Annotated in this window: 13 protein-coding genes; 4 read left to right on the top strand and 9 right to left on the bottom strand. The window is 45.4% G+C overall.

Annotated elements, in window-relative coordinates; translation table 11 throughout:
- The first annotated feature begins 93 nt into the window (after nt 1-93).
- Entirely contained in the window at nt 94-411 is a 318-nt protein-coding gene (locus tag FC82_RS06400; RefSeq protein WP_162260928.1) for a hypothetical protein, read from the top strand.
- A 275-nt stretch (nt 412-686) separates the two neighbouring features.
- Here FC82_RS06400 and FC82_RS06395 read toward each other — a convergent pair whose 3' ends face one another.
- From FC82_RS06395 to FC82_RS06385, 3 genes are all read right to left on the bottom strand, one after another.
- The gene (locus FC82_RS06395) at nt 687-1,229 is read right to left on the bottom strand and encodes a phosphoribosyltransferase family protein (RefSeq protein ID WP_056996528.1); all 543 of its coding nucleotides are present in this window, start codon (nt 1,227-1,229) and stop codon (nt 687-689) included.
- A 2-nt stretch (nt 1,230-1,231) separates the two neighbouring features.
- On the bottom strand, nt 1,232-2,308 hold the full coding sequence (locus FC82_RS06390; RefSeq protein ID WP_056996527.1) for a hypothetical protein: 1,077 nt from the start codon (nt 2,306-2,308) through the stop codon (nt 1,232-1,234).
- A gap of 1,303 nt (nt 2,309-3,611) precedes the next feature.
- A complete protein-coding gene (locus FC82_RS06385) occupies nt 3,612-5,111 on the bottom strand; it encodes a hypothetical protein (protein WP_056996526.1) in 1,500 nt (499 codons plus the stop codon).
- Nucleotides 5,112-5,610: 499 nt separating this feature from the next.
- Here FC82_RS06385 and FC82_RS06380 point away from each other — a divergent pair, with 499 nt between their 5' ends.
- The gene (locus FC82_RS06380) at nt 5,611-6,294 is read left to right on the top strand and encodes a TetR/AcrR family transcriptional regulator (RefSeq protein ID WP_054760614.1); all 684 of its coding nucleotides are present in this window, start codon (nt 5,611-5,613) and stop codon (nt 6,292-6,294) included.
- Nucleotides 6,295-6,769: 475 nt separating this feature from the next.
- Here FC82_RS06380 and FC82_RS06375 read toward each other — a convergent pair whose 3' ends face one another.
- The 5 genes from FC82_RS06375 to FC82_RS06355 all read right to left on the bottom strand — a co-directional run bounded on the left by FC82_RS06375 (nt 6,770) and on the right by FC82_RS06355 (nt 16,277).
- Nucleotides 6,770-8,251, bottom strand: a complete 1,482-nt coding sequence (locus FC82_RS06375; protein ID WP_054760612.1) for a hypothetical protein — start codon at nt 8,249-8,251, stop codon at nt 6,770-6,772.
- 649 nt (nt 8,252-8,900) lie between these two features.
- Nucleotides 8,901-11,948, bottom strand: coding sequence for a KxYKxGKxW signal peptide domain-containing protein (locus FC82_RS06370; RefSeq protein WP_056996525.1), 3,048 nt, complete (start codon nt 11,946-11,948; stop codon nt 8,901-8,903).
- A 675-nt stretch (nt 11,949-12,623) separates the two neighbouring features.
- The gene (gene eutC / locus FC82_RS06365) at nt 12,624-13,436 is read right to left on the bottom strand and encodes an ethanolamine ammonia-lyase subunit EutC (protein WP_056996524.1); all 813 of its coding nucleotides are present in this window, start codon (nt 13,434-13,436) and stop codon (nt 12,624-12,626) included.
- 24 nt (nt 13,437-13,460) lie between these two features.
- Nucleotides 13,461-14,849: an ethanolamine ammonia-lyase subunit EutB gene (locus FC82_RS06360; protein WP_056996523.1), complete on the bottom strand. Its 1,389-nt coding sequence runs from the start codon at nt 14,847-14,849 to the stop codon at nt 13,461-13,463.
- A 12-nt stretch (nt 14,850-14,861) separates the two neighbouring features.
- Nucleotides 14,862-16,277, bottom strand: coding sequence for an ethanolamine ammonia-lyase reactivating factor EutA (locus tag FC82_RS06355; RefSeq protein WP_056996522.1), 1,416 nt, complete (start codon nt 16,275-16,277; stop codon nt 14,862-14,864).
- Nucleotides 16,278-16,554: 277 nt separating this feature from the next.
- Between FC82_RS06355 and FC82_RS06350 the strand changes: the two genes are divergently transcribed.
- Together FC82_RS06350 and FC82_RS06345 are read left to right on the top strand one after the other, a co-directional pair.
- Nucleotides 16,555-18,222 (top strand): amino acid permease, encoded by a 1,668-nt coding sequence (locus tag FC82_RS06350; RefSeq protein WP_056996521.1) that lies wholly within the window; start codon nt 16,555-16,557, stop codon nt 18,220-18,222.
- Between the two features lie 77 nt (nt 18,223-18,299).
- Entirely contained in the window at nt 18,300-18,995 is a 696-nt protein-coding gene (locus FC82_RS06345; protein ID WP_056996520.1) for a hypothetical protein, read from the top strand.
- Between the two features lie 839 nt (nt 18,996-19,834).
- Here the strand turns inward: FC82_RS06345 and FC82_RS06340 are convergent.
- Nucleotides 19,835-20,842 (bottom strand): Ig-like domain-containing protein (locus tag FC82_RS06340; RefSeq protein WP_156405133.1); only part of this gene is annotated, 1,008 nt, incomplete at its 5' end.

Below are 20,842 nucleotides of genomic sequence, written 5' to 3'. Positions count from 1 at the left end.
TTTGACCGCTGATCATGACCATCATTGCTAACGCCGGCTACCACCTTTCAGCGCGAAGTGTTTCAAGCAAGGTCGACCCCCCTGTTTTCAGTCGTGGTAACGTACGCGGTGGCGCTGATTGGTTCAGTCATCCTCTTTTTCCTGAGTCACCACCACACCATTATTACGAACGTTAAACAGTTAAACATCGCCTCTGTCACCATGGGTCTGGCCATTATCTTTATCGAGTTCGGCTACATCCTGTGTTATAAGGCCGGCTGGTCGGCGGGAACGACTGCCGTGACGGTCAACATGACGATGACGATCATCCTGATTCCAATCGTCATTCTAGTGTTCCATCAAGGCTTTACTGTCCGTAATGCCATTGGCGTATTATTGGCGATTGTTAGTCTGGTTTTGATGAATAGCTAGAGAGCGTGTAAAGCCCAGAACGTAAGGGCAGCTAGTGGGAAATCTCAGGCTTGGGATTTGTCACTAGCTGCCCTTACGTTCTCTGGTCTCTGCTTTCCGAAACTCGTTTCGGCAATGAAGCCAAAGAAAGCGTCGCCAGTACCACACAGACAAATACATGCCGGATGATAGGAATCACAAATTGAAACAAATGGTGTTCACGGCGCCGTTTGTCAGCCGTTTAACCTGGAGAAAAATATCCGCCAGGCTGACAACTTTATTGTCTGTCGCTGCACTTAGAATAGCGGTAATTTCCCTAAAAAGTGAATATCGTCCCGGTCGGCAGCATCACCCTCGGCCAGAATAGCGAGTTGCTTGATCGTTTTTGCGCCGACTTTATCCAGTAATTGATGCGCTGTTAAAATCGACCCACCGCTGCTGATCACATCATCAACGATCATTACCCGTTTGCCAGAAATTCGTTTTGCATCCGTACCATCCAGTACCAACTCCTGGTCAGCACTGGTCGTGATTGAGCTGACCGGCATGGTGATTGGATCAACCATGTAGTCCTTGACCGATTTTCGCAAAACGATGTAGCGGTCGTGATTCGTCAGCCAGCTTAATTCCTGAGCGAGTGGAATGCCCTTGCTTTCAATCGTGACAATGTAATCAAAGTCAACGCCAGCAATCTGTTTCGCTAATGTTTCAGCCGCGTAGTGCGTTAACTGGGCATCTCCCAGTAACACGAATGACGCAATCGTCACTTTATCGTTTAATGGGATCAACGGCAGCTGACGTGTGAGCGGTCCCAGTTTTAATTCATATGTTTTTGGCATAGTTAAACTCCTAACCCAACTAGTGGCAGCACAAACTTCAACACAGCACCGGTCATCAACCCAGCAAACGGATCAAAGACCGCTGTGACAACCAGTGTAATAGCGGGCACCATGATGTGGGCACCGCCTAAAGCGGCTGCCGCGTCTTCTGGGAAGATGACTACCGCGCCGAGGATAAATAAAAAACCGGCAATGGACGCACTTGGCACATAACGACCGATTTTTGGCAGCCAGCCGACCAGTAAAATCACTGCCATGATAAGCATCATCATGATGCCGGCAATGACTGGTTCAGGGGCGCTGGCGGTTGCCGAAATAATGCTTTCAACTGGCGCGCCGCCTAACAGGCTGGTACCCATATCGGCGAGTGCTTGGGTACTAGTCAGCAGATTCAAGTTGACAGGATTCGGCTTTATGCCGGTCATCTGACCCGTGATCAACCCATATGAAATATTGGCACCAATGTTCAGGCACGCTAGACTCAACGCACCACGAACAACGTTACGATTTAAAATCGGTTTCGTTAAGAAAAATCGCCGTGCAGTCACGTGTTCTGGCAGATCTGCCCGGTAGCGTTCAACAAAGGCAGCGTAAAGACTGGATACCACAACCGACAGAACAATCGTCCACACTAGATCCTTTGTCAAGATGTAAGTGATAACGGCAACGGCAATCGATAACCACCCCGTTCGTTTTTCGGACTTGGTCATATCAATGGCGATTTTCGCCAACATGATACCAACCCCGGCCATCATCCCGGACATAATGTCGTTGCCCAATAAACTCACAATTTTTGATAATGATCCCGTCAGCCCAATCACCAGCATGATAATGGACCCACCGAAAATAATGGATGTTCGCTCACGGAAAGTGCGGCCCAAATTGCCTGTTAATGCTAATGACTCAGCTTGAAACGAAATTGGTGCAACGGATCCGAACGCGCCGTTGACCGCAGAAGCAAGAATAAATGAAAAACTCGTGGGAAAGACCGCAAATCCAAGGGTCATTGCCATGATCCCCTGTGGCAGTCCGTTTAAGACCACCCCGATTGCAGCCAGCAAATCAGCTAACCAGTGCATGAAGAACCTCCTGAAGAATTTAGTTCGTCTCTCACCGATAGTTTACCGCATATACGCATTAATTTGAAGATAATTTAAATATTTCAGGAACATAAATCGTTTTACATTTTATTTCGTTCGTGTTTTATCCATACGTTAACAGAATTAGCGCAAAACAAAAACCCAAGACGCATCATCTGCGGTTGGGTTCAGGTAGGCAACTATTCTGGGGGACAGTTACTACATCAAGTGTAATGCAGACATTCTATAAGCGGGGAATGTCGCACATCGTTTCAACCCTGATCTGATTTGTAGTGACCAACAATGTCCCTGTTCATTAACTGAGCAAGGACAACCCGACCACCATTCGTCAGTGGGCCTTACTGAAAACAGCAAGGTATTTTTCGAGAAAGTTGATGCTTATCATTGTGTACCAGGTTTTGGGTGAGGAATTGGACCCGACTGGGTAACATGAGCACCCATTGGAGAGATGAGCGCTCGTTACTTTTAAAGCGAACAGCTGTCAGGATTGAAACGGTGTCGCACTCGTAACAACGTGGGTTATTACGAGTACACCCCTATTCTAACAACTCGTCTCACAGGAGCGAATAGGCTTCAAAAATTAAATTACCGAGTTTCAATCCAACCTTTCACAATCTGCCATAAAGTCCGTCACTACAACATTGAAGCGTTGTTTTGAGGACCATAATTTCGTTCTAAAAAATTATAAATTACGGTGAAAATAATTAGAAGGATTGTGTTTGATTGTGGCCTGAAAAATCGAATGATAACCCGTGCATCATGCGTTTCAATCCTTGTGGCAAAACAGGCGGAGGCAAAATCCGTCTGACCAATAAACCGCCTAATATGATTCCAGTTTGTTTAGCCCAAACGTGAAACAAGAAGCCACTTATATTCTGGGTACAATCCCCCCTTTGCTTTCCTACAATTAGTCAAAGGGATAAATGCAAACCCATACTTTTTGGGCAACTGAGTGGAAAAATTAAAAGTCCAAGACCAGACAAAAACAGCCTTCTCAATCCAAGAAGGCTGTCATCACTTATATACATACGTTTATTAGGACTCTGGTAACTCTCGTCCGGAACGATCAACTGCCCCAGACACATAGTAAAATGAATGGCTTAAAGCCCAATTTGCTCAATAAGCGCTATTACTAACACGGTACCTTAAAAATCTATTTAGACGTGGCTTAAATTTAGTGTACTTTTTTTCGCACCTGTTTAGCCAAGTAAGTCAAAACGTGTTCCAGGAAACAGCAACCAAACAGCTTGCTTCCACTCTCTTTTTGGTCAATAATCTTACACTATGTCAATGACACGTGTGCAGCGTGGTTAAGGCACGTTTGAATTTTCTTCTTTTTAACATCCACAATAATTTGGTGCAGATTCTCCCAGTTCGTGGCACGTAATGGATCCGGCCATGTGACCTGAGGAATGTCGTGAATACCAGACACAAAAGTATCTGACAGATAAACATCCGTGTCAGTAGACAAGTAATTGACAAACTTCACGCTGCCGCCTAAGTAAAACGCTAACAGTTTTCTCATATAATTACTTGGGACCTTAGACTGGCCAAAATCGACACACACGGTCACCGTATCCATCACTGCTTCGTGTGGTACGACGCCAATCAGCGCCATTAAATAATTGTAAACAAGTTTCGTTCTGACTTCATGATTAACTTTTAATTCCAAAATATCAGTGGCTTCTTGTGTCATCTGATAGGCCAGCATTGCCAATCCTGGAAAATCATCATTGACCCGGTCATCGCTGTGTTGGTAGTACTCCGGTGTAGTGTGGAGGTCAAAGAGCATCATCCAATAACTATTTAGGCTCATCTGTTCAGCTATTCGTGCCAACCTTTTTTCTTCCAGTTGTGTGTGATCAAGCAGCACTGACGTTGTGAGTAGTTGCTGGAACCTATTTTTAATAACGATGAGCTGCATCTTAAAGGGTTTCGCTAATGTAACGGGACAGTTATCAATTAAATTCTGGCTGCTCAAGAACAGGTATAGGCACCCAACCTCTGACGTCACGTCATCTTCACCCGCTAACTCAACGTTTTTGAGATAGAAGTTCTTGATGAACGGCATGTTGTCGGTGTGGTCCACATGTAAGAACTGACGCAGATTAATAAAGCGCTGCTCATTGATCCGTTTACACTGAACCTGGAAAAAGATGGCTAATTTCGACTTTTCACTGGGCGTCATGGACAACCCGAGGGTCATGGCACAAAAGCTCGTAAATTTAGAAGTAACCTCCTTTAACTCAGGAAATGGATCTTCTATACCGCTGAAAAAGTAATAGTACACATTAGTGATCTTCACCCGCATCGATAATTCTGGATGGACGCTAACAGAGCCGCTCCCTCCAAACGGCGCGGCACTGCTCAGCAACTCGTCAATTTCGCCGCGTAACAAATAGTACTTGGCTTGACTGATAAAGTGGTCTTCCAAGAACCTTTGGCGCGACTGTGTTGATTTTGCCATGTATTCATATTCAAATATCTGAAACCGGAGCGACTGCCTTAAAAGTGATAGTTGCAACGTCCGGAAAACCGAGAAAGTGATCTGCTCACCAAAAAGGACCCCATCCTTAATGGTAATGCTGCTTTGACCCAGACCTTCCCCCGTCTGTAAATCAAGTTGCAGACTTGCAATCACTTTGTTGAGCTTATAGCGCGTCACAGATAACCGCGAAAAAACGTCTTTTAACGAGATTCGATTCTCATGAGACGTTTCCAAAAGCCAAACTAATTTCAGTTTAAGTTGATCATCCTTCTCCAAGAAAGCTAAATAGTCCATTTTAATCCCCCCAAGACTTAGCGCCTTTGTCAATACCTACTCACGACCGTTACAGCCCGCTGTAACAGGTCAAACAACGAAAAAGTAGTTCTTGATATATCCAGCTCGTGCATAACCTCCCCAGGCCGCAGCTAACTGGTTGCTTCACTGACACTTACCTACCCTGTGTAACCTTTGTGCTAGAACCGTAATTCCCCCGAATTAGAGCAGTTCTTAAAAATGAATATTACGCGCATAACATTTCAATAGATAAATTCAAAACAACTGCCTTCAATTGTTTGTAATCGGTACCAAAACTTTACACAGACAAGTTTATCAGTCTTGTTTACCATCGTCCTAAAAAACAAACAAATTTTTATTCTTCCAGTTACTTTGTTTTTCTCTACAATTCTAATATAATAGAAAAAAACGGGGTAGCCAATATTCAATCTGACATTAACTGTTAATTAATGAACACCTTTGAGAATATTGTTCACGAATACTATAGGGGGAGATTCTCTTGCCATCGGAAAACAATACCAAATCCGACCGGCGTACGTTAAAAACTAAGCGTGCGTTGAAAAAAACGTTTATCGAGTTACTAGACCAAAAGCCAATCGATAAGATCACGGTCGCTGAACTGGCAGAAAAGAGTGATATTGGACGGGGGACGTTCTATATCCATTATCAAGATGTATATGATTTATACGACACCATCGTTTCGGACACCTTGTCCGATTTGATTCAGATATTCGACAAAACTTATCCGCCAAAGGGATCCGATAATTTTCATGATCTATCAAAACAATTGGTCAGCTACATTGTCGAGCGTAAGCAGATTTTTACCGCTCTTACCACTGGCGGAACCGATACTGATGTCCTTAGTCAGCTCAATCGGTTAATGGCGTACAAGGTTTTGGAATCTGAAGACATTTCCTCAGACGATTATCTGGCCAACACAGCAGCTCATTTTGCATCTCATGCTATGCTGGGCGTCATTGTGGAATGGCTTCAGGAGGAGGATGACTCAAAAAAAATCACCCTTCATCAGCTTGTCAACTTGATTGCCATTGACGTCAGTGTACTCCACAAGGTAAATCTTAAATCCAAACGGATCAACAATTTAAAGAACCAGTTGCAACGTCCGACCAACGGCGACGCTGATGCAATGGAAGATGAAACCTGGCCGGAGGAACTGAAATGATTTTTTCTACTATAATATAGCCACATGAAAAAAGGACGCTGAGGGCGTCCTTTTTTGTTTCTGTTAGTTGCAATATCGGAAGATTTTCACCAGATGCGACGGTATTTTCGCTGAATTAGCCCCTGAAAATCACCGCGCTACCACTACATTGTCCGTTTTTCCTAATACGAAAACACTTGGCTGACTATTATCTACTAAGGCGCCAGAACATGCCGCGCGTTAGCGAAACACTACCTCACCTTTCTAAAAGATCCCAAAACCATTCTATTGTGTCTTATGCTATTTTGTCTAAACGTGCCCTGCCGGACAGGAAAACTAGTCGCCTAAGGATCACTGGCTCGAAGCCAAAGTCGGGCTTTAGGGCAGTGAGGCTTTACGCTCCGCTCCCTAACCGCCTCGGAATCCGCACCTTAAAAAAAACGAGGTCAAAATCACCGCCCGGCAACTTCAACCTCGTTTTCTTCGTGAGCAATACCTAAGCAATGCTCAACGAAGCGTTGATTTTATTCTTTTTGATCTCAGTCACAATACGGTGCAGGCTCTCAAAATTCTCCAGCTGCATCGGATCGGGCCAGACAACCTGTGGGACATCACGAATATCAGCTACAAACGTGTCTGAAAGGTAAATATCGGTGTCATTTGAAAAATAATCAACGAACTTCACATTACCGCCTGGGTAAGACGCCAACAACATATCAATGTACTGCTGTGGAATCCTGCACTGGCCAAAATCAACACAAACAGTGACGGTGTCTCTGACAATGTCGTGTGGCACTAGGCCAATCAGCGCCATCAGATAGTCGTGGTTCAACTTCGTGTGAATGTCATAGTTAACGGTCAGATCAAGTATCCGCCGAATTTCACGGGTCATCTGAGACGCCAGCATGGCAAACCCTGGAAAGTCTTCGCTGTAACGTGTTTCACTCTGTTCGTAGTAGTCCGGCGTCGTGTACAGATCAAACAACAACATCCAGTAACTTTCGAGACTTAGATGGGTCGCAATATCTGACAATTTGTCATCTTTGACCAGACTTTGATCAATTAAAGCTGACGAGCGTAAGAGTTTTTCGAACCGGTCCTTAATGACCCCCAGCTCCATCGTAAGGGACTTATTCAGGACCGTTGGACAAACATCCGCCACGTGCTCACTAAGCAGAAAGGCTGACAAGTACCCCGCTTCCGAAGTCACGTCATCTTCCTTAGCTAACTCAACGTTGTTTAAATAAAAATTCTTAATAAATGCTGTTTGGTCAGTCCGTTGCACGTGCATCAACTGTCGCAGGTTAATAAAATTACGGCTGTTGATACGTTTAACTTGCACCTGAAAGAAGATACTCAGCTTCGCCTTTTGCGTGGGTGTCATTGAGATACCCAACGTCATGGCACAAAAGCCGATAAACTTTGATGTGACCTTCTTCAACTCAGGAAACGGCAGCTCCATGCCACTATAGAAGTAATAGTAGATGTTGGTCAGTTTGCTGCGCATAACCAGTTCCGGATGAACATTGATGGTATTGCTGTGGTCTAACGGTACCGCGTTAGCCAATAAATCATCAATTTCGTTTCGCAACAGGTAATACTTCGCCTGACTGATGTAATGCTCTTCAAAAAACTTCTGACGGGATTGGTTACTCTTCGCCATGTACTCATACTCAAAAATTTGGAATCGAATGGACCGCTTTAAAAACGCCAATTGCAACACTCGATACACAGAAAAGTCGAGGTGTTCACCATAAAGGACCCCATCCTTCAAAATGATAGTGCTTTGGTCCACTTCCGGCTGTGTCTGGAAATCAATCTCTAACCGCGCAATGATTTTATTAAGCTTATAACGCGTAACAGATAACTGCGACAGCGCTGTTTTTAATGGTATTTGATGTTCATGTGCCGTCTCCAACAGCCAGATCAATTTCAGCTTCAGCTGATCATCCTTCTCCAAGAAAGCTAAATAATCCATATTCATTCCCCACTACTATTCCTGATTCCCGTTATATGCCGACTCAGCATCGTGATGCCTACTTCACCGAAGCTGTATGACAGCCGACAAACCCTCAATTAAACTACCCCAAATCTCTGAACACCATTGTCCTATGCAATCGGTGTCATCCCTGCTCATATTGATTTTTGAAACTTGTCACCATAATACCCCTATTATAGCGCAATTGGATAGTTTGCAAACAAATTAATGATACACAATTCAACAACACACCAGCAAGTAATCACTTCACCTTAGCGACGATGCACCAAAAGCCAACCGCTTGTACCAAAATTTTGGTAAACGATTGGCTTTTGACGCCCCGCTCTCACCTGGAGATTGGGTAGATTATTCGAGGCAGCCATTGCAACTATTTTTGCTCTTTCTGCTAGTTCACAGATGTGAACCCATCTTCTATAGCCAGTGAATACTGACACGCAATCGTTATGTTTAACAATCCAGCGGAGTATGACTAGAAAGGAAGATTAACTACGATCACCAGCAGTAAGATTGCAAACACAATTTCAATGAGCTTTGTAAACTCAGAATAATCATCATGCAATGTTCTTCTTAATGTTTGGAGAACGACTAAGCAAGCTTATGCAAGAGTTGGCGCGTCGCTTATTAAGAATTACAGGTTCTTACGACGCTTTTCAGCACCGGCAAGACCGAAGGCTGAAAGGATAAGGCCGAGGAGACCCAAGCCAGCAACTTCGCTAGTTTGTTGTTCGTCGGTTTGTGGCAACTTGGTCGTTGCTGCCTTAGCAGTGTTAGCCTTGGTAGTTGCTTTCAGAACAGTAGCAGCCTTTGGCGTTGCTGTTGCAGTTGAAGCAGCAGTCGTCGTTGCAGTAGGATCACTTGAGCTTGCGTTTGACAAGGTCGAAACAGTACCAGTTGAAGTAGTGCCGCCATTGTCAGAAGCAGAAGTAGTGCTACCAGTTGAAGAACTGCCAGTGTCACCAGAAGTTGAAGTGGTTACATCTGATCCAGTTGAACCGCTGTTGCCAGTGGTGCCAGTTGTAGTCCCAGTAGTGGTTCCAGTGGTAGTTCCAGTTGTGGTCCCAGTAGTGGTTCCAGTGGTAGTTCCAGTTGTGGTTCCGCCACCATTGTTAGTAGTACCACCGCCGTTGTTAGTAGTGCCACCACCATTGTTATCAGTAGTAGTAGAAGCTGGGATAACGATTACAGAAGCAACCTTATCCAAGTCTTGTGCGGCATAAGTCGTGTCACCTGAGCCAAGTGCGGCAACAGCAGCAGCAACCTTAGCCTGACCAGCTTCATTCAGTTCGTAAGTGTAAACCGTAGCACCGTCAGCGTTCTTAGTACCAGCACCGATAGTGAAGTCAGCAGCAGTCAAACCTGGGTTCAAACCTTCGACGCTAGTTGTGAAGGCTTCGTTCAAGTTAGCAGCTAATGCGTCAGCTGCAGATTGACCAGCTTGACCAGTGATAACAGCCGAAGCAATGTAGCCAGCCGGAGTAGTTTTTGACGAAACCGTAGCTTGTGGTGCTTGTTGCAGATTCAGGTATGCTTGGTCAACGTCCTTTTGTGAGGCGTTAGGGTTAGCAATAACTGCTTCTGCATTAGCAATGTTAGTAGCGTTATCGGCATCAGTCGATGCGGTTGTAAGGGCTGCCTTCAAAGCTGTCTTATCAACGTTTTGGTAAACGATTGATGTGTTCGTGTTTTCAACTGCACCGTAAATGTCAGTTGCAACAGCTACAGTTTCACTTGTGAATGAACCTGGTGTGTTGGAACTAAGATCAGGGTCAGTGAAAGTGATTGGTAATGCAGTTTCAATTTGAACCCCAAGGCCGCCACTGATAGCTGTTTGAATAAGGCCATTAAGACTTGTATCTGATTGTGAATTCAAGTTGCTTACAGTCTTGATTGCACTTGCAATGGTGTTAGTAACGCCATTCAAGACAGTGGTAATTGCATCACCAACGATACCCAAACCTTGGATAGCGTTGTCGCCGTCAGCGTCTTCTAACGTTCCTGCAAGGGCTTGAAGACTGTCAGTAATACCAGTGGTCCAACCAGTGATGTAGGTGTTAATTGCGTTTGCCACAATCGTTGAAAGACTGTTGGTTGTCGTAACTTGGTAAGTACCAGTTGAAGTTTCAGTAGCAGCTTCAAGTGTGGTGATTGTCAGACCGCCAGAGGCAAGTTGGGTCTTGTCGTCAGTCATTGCAGTGATTTCAGCTTGAACTGATTGAATACCAGCTGCATAACGTTCCAAAGCCTGTTGGATACCCTCGAGTGAGTTGGTCGTCCCAACAGTACTCAAACCTGAAGTATCAATGCCCCATGAGTTAAGCAATGAAGCAATAGCAGACCCAGCAGAAGTGATGCCGCTGATAACGCCGCTAAGCGTGTCAGATGCGGTGTTAACCAAACCAATAACACCACTACCTGCATCTGCTAAGGCATTATCAACAGTGTTCAATGCACTGGTAATGTATGAAATAACAGGTTCTAAGGCGTCAGCAGTGATTGTAGTTGTGACAACTGCTTCACCGGTAATTGTATCGCCGACTTTGTAGTTTTCAGCAACTGTAGGATCAGTAATCTGGAAGGTTTCTCCAGTAGCGTCATCCTTAATAGTCATACCAACATCAGTCACAGCGGTAACATCCCAAGTACCAACAGTTGCAGTCGATGCAATGTCACTTGGTAATGTAAAGGTTGTGGCACTGGCGTTACTGCCACCGACTGAAATTGAGATTCCAGTGTTTGTCCCAGTTGCGTACAGAACAGCTGCACGTGTTTGTGGGTCAGTGGAGTCAGTTGAAACAGCACCCTGATCGTTGATAATGTCAGCGGCAGTCCCTGGAACAGTTTGGCCATCCACAGTAGTTGTGCCGGCTAAACTATCATTTGATGCGTCAGTAACATCAACTGCACCGTAATCGCCAGCAACACGGTCATTTTCGGAATTAGCAGTTGTAACAGCAGCTAAGTTACCACTGTCATCAGTCGTACCTAAGCCTGCAGTCGCGCTATTGTCAGCAGTAACTGTGTTGGTTCCGCCAATCGTTGTTTTAACAATGGCACCACTAACCGTTGGATTTACAGCCGTAGCTGCGTCTGAAGTCTTATCCAGATTGGTTGCACCGTTTGTTGTAATCTTAGTTGGCGTTGTGACCATTGACGTAGTAGTCGTGGTCTGAGTTGCAGAACCTTGATCAGTGGCTGTGGCTGGTGTTTGGTCACTAGTAGAAGCAGCCTTACTGATAGCATCGTTTGAAGTTGTTGCAGCATTGGCAGCATTGGTAGTCGAACCAGTTGTTGATGTCGTTTTTGCATCAGTCGTACCAGTTGTACTACCTGTCTGTGAACTGCTATCAGCAGCGCTCGATGATGAACCTGTGGATGCTGAACTAGAACCAGTTGATGCTGAGCCAGAATTTGCTGATGATGATGTATCACTAGCAGTTGATGAACTATCAGCTGAAGGCGTTGAAGCCGTTACAGTTGTTGTTGTTGCATCAGAAGTGGTCGTATCAGCGTGAATAGCTGGTGCCCCCAAGAACGCAATCCCCAGTGAGAACGTTGCGATACTAGCGACGAGCCACTTTGAGCCGCCCTTGTACATCCGGTAGTGCACCTTCTCATTGTCGTTAATGGTAGCTAAATGCCGATTATTTTTCGACAAATTCTTTGATCCTTTTCCCATTATATTTTCCTCCCTCGAAAATCCAATTACTCCTATGATTCACTAAGTGATGATGTCGTACAGCCTACTTCATCACTTGCACAAAGAGACTGAGTTGTAATCCCTTACGCAGTCTTAATGTACCAAATCTTATAAAAAGTTTATATAGTTTTTGGAAGCTTTTTTATTCAATAATGACACTCGGTTGATAAATTAATTAGAGAATTGTATAAAGAACAGTGATTTCATTTGTAAATTCCCCCAATTTAAAATTCTAATTATTTGTTGTTTGATTTAAAAAATGAATCTTAAAAGTGTTGGCTATCGAAACAGTTTTTGTTCAAAATTATAACAAAGTTATTATAACGGCATTTCGAGAACCATTTTCAGCTAGTAAAACGAAGAATCATTTTAAAAAGCAATCATCAAATTTCAGAATTGATTCTGATCTGTTTTAAATAATGAATACTGGAATAAGAAGGTCGATTAATATATTTTATAAACAGTATGCACTTACATTGATGATTATCGATTTCACGATTCCAATAAATTAAACATTAAATTTTATAAAGCAACATCAAACTACTTTTTGTTAGTAAAAACAATAAGGGCCTTAACAATATAAACCACACTATTGGTTTATATTGTTAAGGCCCTTTTCCGGTCAATTATCATTTTAAGACATGGTTAAGATTGTCATGACTTTGAAACTAATTCGAGTCCAGATGCTTTTTGGGTTAACATGTTTTGAATCACTTCCGAAATGTAAGCACCTGCTTCAACGGCTGGCACACCACCTGGATGGATGTTGGAAATCACGGTTCGTCGCGATTCTGGCATCCCGACTTTTGGGCGGTACGCAATGTAAGCGCTCATTGACTTAGCAGTCACAAGGCCGGGGCGTTCCCCAATCAGTAGGCAAACAACATCGGCTTTCAAGGCTTCACCTAAATAATCTTCGGTAGCTACCCGGGCAAAACGGATGAATGGCACCGGACCAACATCAATGTTGACCAACGCAAGCCCCTGCTTGATTGCCGGAATTGCTTCCGCCACATTGGCTTCAATTGCCGTGGAACTTAGCCCATCGCCAACCGCAATCAAAACGCGCGGTTGTTTTAGATACGCCCGTTTCACTTTATCTAGGGCAGAGGCTGCGATAGCCCGCCCGTGATCAGGTCGCGTGAGGTACTCCGTTTCGGTCGTACAAGTAGATTGAATCGGAATAAAGGCCATTTTAGTGATAAATTCCGGTGCAACATCGGACCAAACAGAATCTTTTGCAGCCGCGTGATCCGCGCGCAATCGAAGGACAGAGCGAGTTGTGTAACGGGTTCCGACTCGGCCAAGACCCAGGCGAGCGGTCGTACTGTGTTTCAGCGCGATATAATCATCTGCACTTACTGGATGCTGAACCCCCAGAATTTCGTGTTGATCAATCGCCCTAATATCAATGAGCGCACCAGTTTTATCAACTGGAATTGGTTTGATTTTTGGTGGAATTAACATTGGCAAGTCCTCTCTTTCACTTCATTAGGCTTTGACACTGTCAGCAACTGAATCAAGGAATAGTGAGGCGTCACCCGCCAATGGCGTTAAATGACCTTCATTCGTAATGCCCATTCTCTCTAGCCATGCGTCAAACTGCTTGATTGGCCGTGTGCCCAGCAGTTCGCGCAACGTGGCCGTTTCCTGGTAGCCAGTTGACTGGTAATTCAGCATAATATCATCCGCCTGGGGTACACCCATCATGTATGTGCAGCCTGCATTCGCAAGTAAAACAGCTAAGTTCTCAATATCGTTTTGATCTGCTTGCATATGGTTGGTATAGCAAACATCACAGCCCATCGCAAGACCACTTAGTTTGCCCATGAAATGATCTTCTAGCCCAGCGCGGGTCACCTGTTTTGCATCGTACAGATATTCTGGACCGATAAACCCAACCACCGTATTGACAATAAACGGGTCATAGTGGCGAGCAAATCCATAGCAACGGGCCTCCATTGTAACTTGGTCGTTATCGAAATTGGCATCGGCTGATAGTTCGGAACCTTGTCCCGTTTCAAAATACATGACGTTTGGACCAACCGTTTCCAATTTTTCGTGACCCATTCGGTTTGCTTCCGCAATCATTTTTGCATTGATGCCAAACGCAGTGTTTCCCTTTTCGGAACCAGCAATCGATTGGAAAATCAGCCCCGCCGGTGCCCCCTGTTCAATGGCAGCCATCTGAGTTGTCACGTGAGCGAGCACGCAGGTCTGTGTTGGCACCTGCCACTTACTGATGAAGTCATGAAACTGCTTAAGAATTTCAGTAACATTATCAACTGAATCAGTTACCGGGTTAACGCCGATCACCGCATCACCAACACCCATGCTCAGTCCCTCCATTGTGGAGGCCATGATGCCCCGAACATCGTCAGCCGGGTGATTCGGTTGTAGCCGGGATGAGAAAGTGCCTGGACAACCAATAGTGGTGTTAGCCGTTTTTTCATTGGTTATCTTTTTTGCGGCCATAACCAGATCCATGTTCGTCATAAGTTTGCATACCGCCGCGATCATCTCTGAAGTTAGTCCGCGAGAAATGTAATGAATCTTCTGGTTATCCGTATCTAATGCCAACAGCCATTCACGCAGCTGTTCAACCGTCCAGCGCTTAATCTGGCTGAAAACATCTGCATCAATATCATCGATGATCATCCGCGTCACTTCATCCTTATCGTAATCCACACCAGGATGGTTGTAGATATCATCCAGCGTTAGTTGGGAGAGGACGACCTTAGCTGCCACCCGTTCCTGCATGCTGGCAGCAGCAATGCCCGCGAGCAGGTCGCCAGACTTTTCTTCATTGGCCTTTGCCATGACTTCTTTAACTGTTCTAAACGTGTAACGTTTTCCTGAGAGTGTGACTTTTAAAATCATATGCTCACCATCCTATTGAAAGACTAAAGTTTTAACCACTACGGGTAAAGTCCGGCCACTAGCGACCGGTTCGCCGATATCGACGTAATCGCCGGTAATTGCTGGAACATTGTCGAAGCAAACGATTGGGTAACCTCTGGGCAATCGGCTCCGCAAGCCATTGCCCATAACCTGGGCGACATTTTCTTTAATCATAACGATTAAGGGCAACCGCCTATCAATCAGCGGCCGGGCAACAGTGATCAGCCATTCGCACCAGTTGCCCACGGCTTCGAAACTTGGTGTAATACCATTTAATGCCCAGCAGACGTTCTGTTGTGTGTCTGATTCCTGTAGCATCCGTAACTGCTGGGTCGCAACTGCTGTGCAATGTTCCCACTGCCAATTGCCTTCGACGGCAATCACCGGTACGTTTTTAATTGGCAACGCTTCGTAATCGTATGTAATCGTACTGCCGCTGACCATCATCGACTGGGATCCGGCACCAACCACCGTGGCCTGGATTGTCTCGGTCGTCGGCACAACTCGGAAATCTGCAAAGAGCCGCGATTGTTTGATGCCTTGCCCGAGTAATAAGCCAATATCCCCGTAAGGAAACGCATCGTCCGGTAATGTGTCATTCAGGCAGTCAGCAACGCCACCGGAAAATGTCAGTAACGGTCGTTTATGGAACGGTTGCAGTGCATGATCGGTGACAAAATCATTCACCCATCGTGGTGCCTTGATAGCTCCAACTGAAGCTTCCAACACGGTCACCATTTTCCTAATCAACGGTCGTAACGTCTCTGCAGTCACCTGGCCACCTTCACGAATATTAAGTTGCGTTTCTTCTATTAAATTTTTTATTTTTGGTGCAATGTAGGTCACATGATGTGCTGTATCAACTCGAATCAATCTACCACCAATATCAAAGCATGCGGTGTCAACACATTGTCCATCATGAAAACGGGCAAGGTTGCTGGTGCCACCACCAATATCAAGATTAATCACATCATTGCTTCCCGCTCGTTGCAGCAACGCCTGATCTGCACCTTTACCCGCTAGCACGCTTTCCAGGCTTGGTCCAACCGTGGCACAAACAAAATCACCTGCTGCGTCACTCAACGCATGCACAACGCGGTCTGCATTGTTTTTTCGAGCCGTTTCACCGGTCATGATAACAGCCCCCATCTTCAAGTGCCGTTTATCAACACCTGCCTTTTCATACTGCGCTGTAACAAATTCTTGAATACCGTGCTCATCGATAGTGGATGCCGACAATAATGGGGTAAAGACCACTGGGCTGCGGTAAATAAGTCGCTTTTGGCTAATGGCAATGTGTGGCAGTGTAAAAGTGTTCGCCGTGTTTGTAATAGTGAGTTCCGCTAGGATCAGTGACGTGGTCGATGTTCCAATATCGATACCAACCGTTTGTAAGGTTTCAGTCATGGCTTCAACTCCAATCATTATTCTATGTTATAAATAATAACATGATATAAGATTAATTCAATGATGACTTTTAATTATATTTTAATCCTATGCTAATTATAGGTGCTAAAATATAGATGTTCTTTCCTGACATAGACGTGTTTTCAATTGTTTTTTCAATTTTAATCTTTAATCCAAATAATTTTCAAACAAGTCTTTGCAATCTAATCTTTATGTTATATAATCTAACACATAATCAAATTGGATTCGTTAAAGTTTTTGAAAGGAATGTGATTGAATGGTTTATTTAGGTATTATGATTCTGCTGCTGACCGTCATCATGATGGTCTTCATTATTGTTCACGCGAGCCAATCGGTCAGAAACTGGAAAACGGCGCAGGCCGGTGAGGCAACTCCTGCTGGCAAGTCTTTCGGATACAAGCAGGAACTGATCCGTGATATGGGTGGTTTCTCAAATTTCTCTGTTTCTTTCTCCATTATTTCGATTCTGACCGGAGCCGTTTCCTATTATGGTTATGGGTTCAATCAAGGCGGCCCCGCTATTATGGGAATTGGCTGGCCGCTAGTAACTTTCTTTGTTTTGTTCGTGGCCGCAGCCATGGCAGAGCTTACATCCGCCATTCCAACTTCTGGTGCTATTTACCACTGGGCGTCCATCTTAGGCGGCCCGACTTGGGGCTGGTTTACTGGCTGGTTAAACATCGTCGGCCAAGTCACCATTGTTGCCGGTATCGACTATGGGTGTGCAACCTTCGCCTCAAATTTAATTTTTGCCAGTCCTAATAAGTTTCAGTTTCTGCTGACCTACGCCGCAATCTTAGCCAGTCATGCGTTGCTGAACCACTTCGGAATCAACGTTGTATCAAAACTCAACTCCATTTCCACCATCTATCACGTAGTCGGCGTTTTCTTAATCATCGGGGTCCTTTTTATCGCCGGACCAACACACCACGTCACTTATCTGTTTACTACATTTTCAACCGCTACATCATCTAACATGCCTTACTGGGGCGCGTTCCTGATTGGCCTGCTACAGGCCCAATGGACATTGACTGGTTACGACGCTTCAGCTCACACCAGCGAAGAAACATTGAACCCTCGCGTTCAAGCACCTTGGGGCGTGTTCCTCTCTGTTGCCATTTCTGGGATTTTCGGGTTTGCTTTATTAGCACTTGTCACCCTTTCTATCAAGAACCCTTCAGCAGTGGCCGTTGCCGGCAACAACGCTTTCATTGTAGCCATTCAACAAGCGGTCGGTTCTCGATTTGGCGGTGTGCTTCTCTGGCTGGTCACCATCGCAATGTGGTTCTGTGGCTGTTCATCGATCACGTCGTCTTCACGTATGGTCTACGCCTTTAGTCGGGACAACGGCTTGCCACTTTCTAAATACTGGAAGCGGGTTTCAAAGAAATTTCATACGCCAGCAGTTGCCATCTGGTTGATTGCATTTATCGCTTTCTTGTCAGGCATCTCTGACGGCATCTACGCCGTTATCGGAACCATGAGTGTTATCGGTCTGTATAGCTCGTACTGTATTCCAATTGCTTTAAAGCTTCGTGCACAGTTCCGCGGTATTTGGACTAGCAAGGAAGACGGTCCCTGGCACCTCGGCAAGTGGAGCATTCCAGTTGGAACCGTTGCTTGTCTCTGGATTGGTTTTCTAATCATTCTCATGGTCGTTTCCCCAACCAACGTGCAATTGACAAGTCATTTGGTCCTGCACTACGCCACCGGGAAAATCATTTTCGTCGTGTTAGCGCTGTTGGTCATCGACTATCTGACCAACGCCCGTAAAACATTTACTGGTCCGCTGCTGGGGTCCTATGAAAAATTCAGTCACCAGCTGACAAACAGTCAACCCGCTTCACCATTGTCACAGCAGCTCAATGCCAGCCAGTTCCAGTTAAAAGGTGACCTGACTAACCAGCAGCACCACCAAAATTAAGCTATTTTATTGTTTCACCGCATCCCCTGTGCTATTCTGACGTGTAACCACATTAGGTATCCGGGGGTAACCAACAAATGAAACATGCGTTAATAAAATCGGCCTTGGCATTCATCGCCACCATTAGTTTGGGAACGGCGATGAGCACTGTTTCAGTCCATGCCGCAAGTGCGACAAAGACGTTCAGTACGAGCAATCCAAATAAACTGACCGCTTATTATAGTAGTAAAAAAGCACAGTATGCGTTTCACTGGGTAACGGTGAAAACGAATAAGGGTAAGGTCCGGGTCATGGTCTTCGGTGATTTTAAAGCCGCTAAAACGACCATGGTACTGCCACTGACAACCACACTAAGCAAGAATCGAAAAACGTTGTCGAGTACCTACCGGATCGTGGGCAGTAACGACAAAGTCGGCACGCACAATTATCACTTCAAGTTGACTAAGATCAGCAGTACTAAATATCAAGTCAAGCTCGCCACAAGCGGGCAACGGCGGCTGCTAAGTACGACCGGCACCACGACCACGTTTACGGCAACGACTAAATCGCCGGCAAAAACGTTCGCAGCTGCCTACTCAGAATCGGTTATCAAAACCGCAGAGACGAGTGAACTGAATACGGAACTGGAAGCTGCTTACAAGGAAGCGTTGAAGAAGGACGCAACTGCTAAGGATCCAACCACCGATTCAGCTATGCAAAAAGAAGTCACCGATTTAGTTAACAGCACCACGAAATCAAAGCTGGCTGATCTCGTTTCCAGCTTTAACATGTAAAATTCAATCACATTCAAAGCAAACGAAAAACGCTCACGGCAAGCACCGTGGGCGTTTTTTGAGGCCGTTGTCTGAGGGAACAGCGACCCGAATCAGTATTTGGTAGATGCACCCAGTAGGCAGGGTGCGAAGTCAACTCTAGTTGTGTCTCATATCTAATTGGTACTGGAGGGATTGAGGACTGTCATCAGTTGAACGTTGGCCACCCACAAGACGTGGGCGCAAAACAATTTGTGAGAGGTATTCGGTAAAAATGGCCCCGCAAAGCTGATGAGTCCCGTCTAAAAACTTTCAAACAATCTCAGATGTCCTTAGAAAATGTGCAATTAGTTGCAAAGGTTACAGTATTGGTTAAGTTGTGCAAACGGCTGGGACCATGCGCACAACCAACGAAAAAGCACTAGAGCTGACCATATGTGATAGCGAATTGGCGTTTTCGTTATCAACACCCGTATTGTAACAAAAATCAAATACTGTTTGAACATATGAACAGAATTTTATTATCGATAATTTAGTTTATGGGGTTAAAAAGGGTGGAATGAAGGACAGAACGTGCAGCAACGCGCTTAGCGAGCGGAGCGTAAGGTACTTTGACCCGAAAAGGCCGGGCCTGACTTTTGGGGTCGAAGTGCTTTGCGCAGGAGCCCCCTGCCTTGTGAACCTCGGTTAGTCTGCATAACAATAAAATGACTAAAAAGGCCCTCGTCACAGAAACGCACATTATCCGCATTTTTAAAAATCAAACAAAAACCACGGACAGCTCAAGGCCATCCGTGGTCGAGTTCGGCAACAATACCTGAGGGCGCATCAGCCAAACTTTTTAATATGAAGCTAATTTACTATTCTTTCCGACGCTTACGTGCACCTGCAAGCCCAAAGAGTGAAAGCACTGCGCCAAGTAAGCCGAGACTTGCCAGACCATCACTTTGCTCTTCACTAGTTTGCGGCAATTTGTTGGCATCGGTGTTGCCGTTGTCATTTGTGTTGCCTGAAGCAGCGGTGTCACTGTTAGTATCTGCGAGATCAGCACTCGTTTCAGCTTCTGTACCGGTATTAGTGCCTTTACCGTTGCCAGTCAAGGCAGTCGTGTCACCAGATGAGGCCTCAGCTAATCTATTGCTGCCGTTTGCACCCGTGGTAGAGCTACTCCCAGAACCATCTGTTCCAGTCGTGTCGCCAGCATTAGAAGTACCAAGCCCACTAGTAGTATCGGCAGGAGTAGAAACTGTGATTGCCGTTCCATTCTGACCATTTGTGCCAGTTGGCGTAACGGTCAATTGTGCGTTTGGTCCGACATCTCCTGAAACATCGACAGTGAATGTACCATTGTCACCCACCGTACCCGTGCCAAGCGTATTGCCTTCACCATCAGTGATGGTAACCGTGTCACCAGGTGTTCCATTCCCAGTAACATCGTATCCATCAGTTGGATCACCAGTTACCGAAACATCACTGATTGTTGGTGTATTATCCGTTGGCGTAGTGCTGGTTGCTGTACCGTTGCCGCCGGTGGTATCAGTTGGCGTGGAGTTGGTGTTGGTATTTGTGTTGCCATTGCCGTCACCAGGAACAGTCAGCGTAATGCCGTTGCCACCTTCTGGCGTAACCGTGATAGGATCTCCTGGGTCAACCTTTGTGGCGTCAACTGGGATGACAAACGTTCCTGACCCGTCAGTTTCGCCCCACGCAATTGGTGTTCCATTCTTATCTTTGATAACGATTGGCGTATTCGGCACTGATTGACCAGTTACTTGATAGCCTTTATCCTCGTTACCAGTAATCTTGCCTTTATCAATGGTCGGATCACTTGGCACAGTGGCCGTTGCCGGGTCACCACCATCAGGGGT

Origin of the sequence: Secundilactobacillus collinoides DSM 20515 = JCM 1123 (genome assembly GCF_001435975.1) — a bacterium.
GTDB classification, from domain to species: Bacteria; Bacillota; Bacilli; order Lactobacillales; family Lactobacillaceae; genus Secundilactobacillus; species Secundilactobacillus collinoides.
This window is presented reverse-complemented; position numbering and strand designations above follow the sequence as displayed.

Excerpts from the sequence above, each read along its gene's own strand:
- FC82_RS06395 (WP_056996528.1), bottom strand. The coding sequence starts at position 1,229 with ATGCCAAAAACATATGAATTAAAACTGGGACCGCTCACACGTCAGCTG.
- FC82_RS06390 (WP_056996527.1), bottom strand. The coding sequence starts at position 2,308 with ATGCACTGGTTAGCTGATTTGCTGGCTGCAATCGGGGTGGTCTTAAAC.
- FC82_RS06385 (WP_056996526.1), bottom strand. The coding sequence starts at position 5,111 with ATGGACTATTTAGCTTTCTTGGAGAAGGATGATCAACTTAAACTGAAA.
- FC82_RS06375 (WP_054760612.1), bottom strand. The coding sequence starts at position 8,251 with ATGGATTATTTAGCTTTCTTGGAGAAGGATGATCAGCTGAAGCTGAAA.
- FC82_RS06370 (WP_056996525.1), bottom strand. The coding sequence starts at position 11,948 with ATGGGAAAAGGATCAAAGAATTTGTCGAAAAATAATCGGCATTTAGCT.
- eutC (WP_056996524.1), bottom strand. The coding sequence starts at position 13,436 with ATGTTAATTCCACCAAAAATCAAACCAATTCCAGTTGATAAAACTGGT.
- FC82_RS06360 (WP_056996523.1), bottom strand. The coding sequence starts at position 14,849 with ATGATTTTAAAAGTCACACTCTCAGGAAAACGTTACACGTTTAGAACA.
- FC82_RS06355 (WP_056996522.1), bottom strand. The coding sequence starts at position 16,277 with ATGACTGAAACCTTACAAACGGTTGGTATCGATATTGGAACATCGACC.
- FC82_RS06350 (WP_056996521.1), top strand. The coding sequence starts at position 16,555 with ATGGTTTATTTAGGTATTATGATTCTGCTGCTGACCGTCATCATGATG.
- FC82_RS06345 (WP_056996520.1), top strand. The coding sequence starts at position 18,300 with ATGAAACATGCGTTAATAAAATCGGCCTTGGCATTCATCGCCACCATT.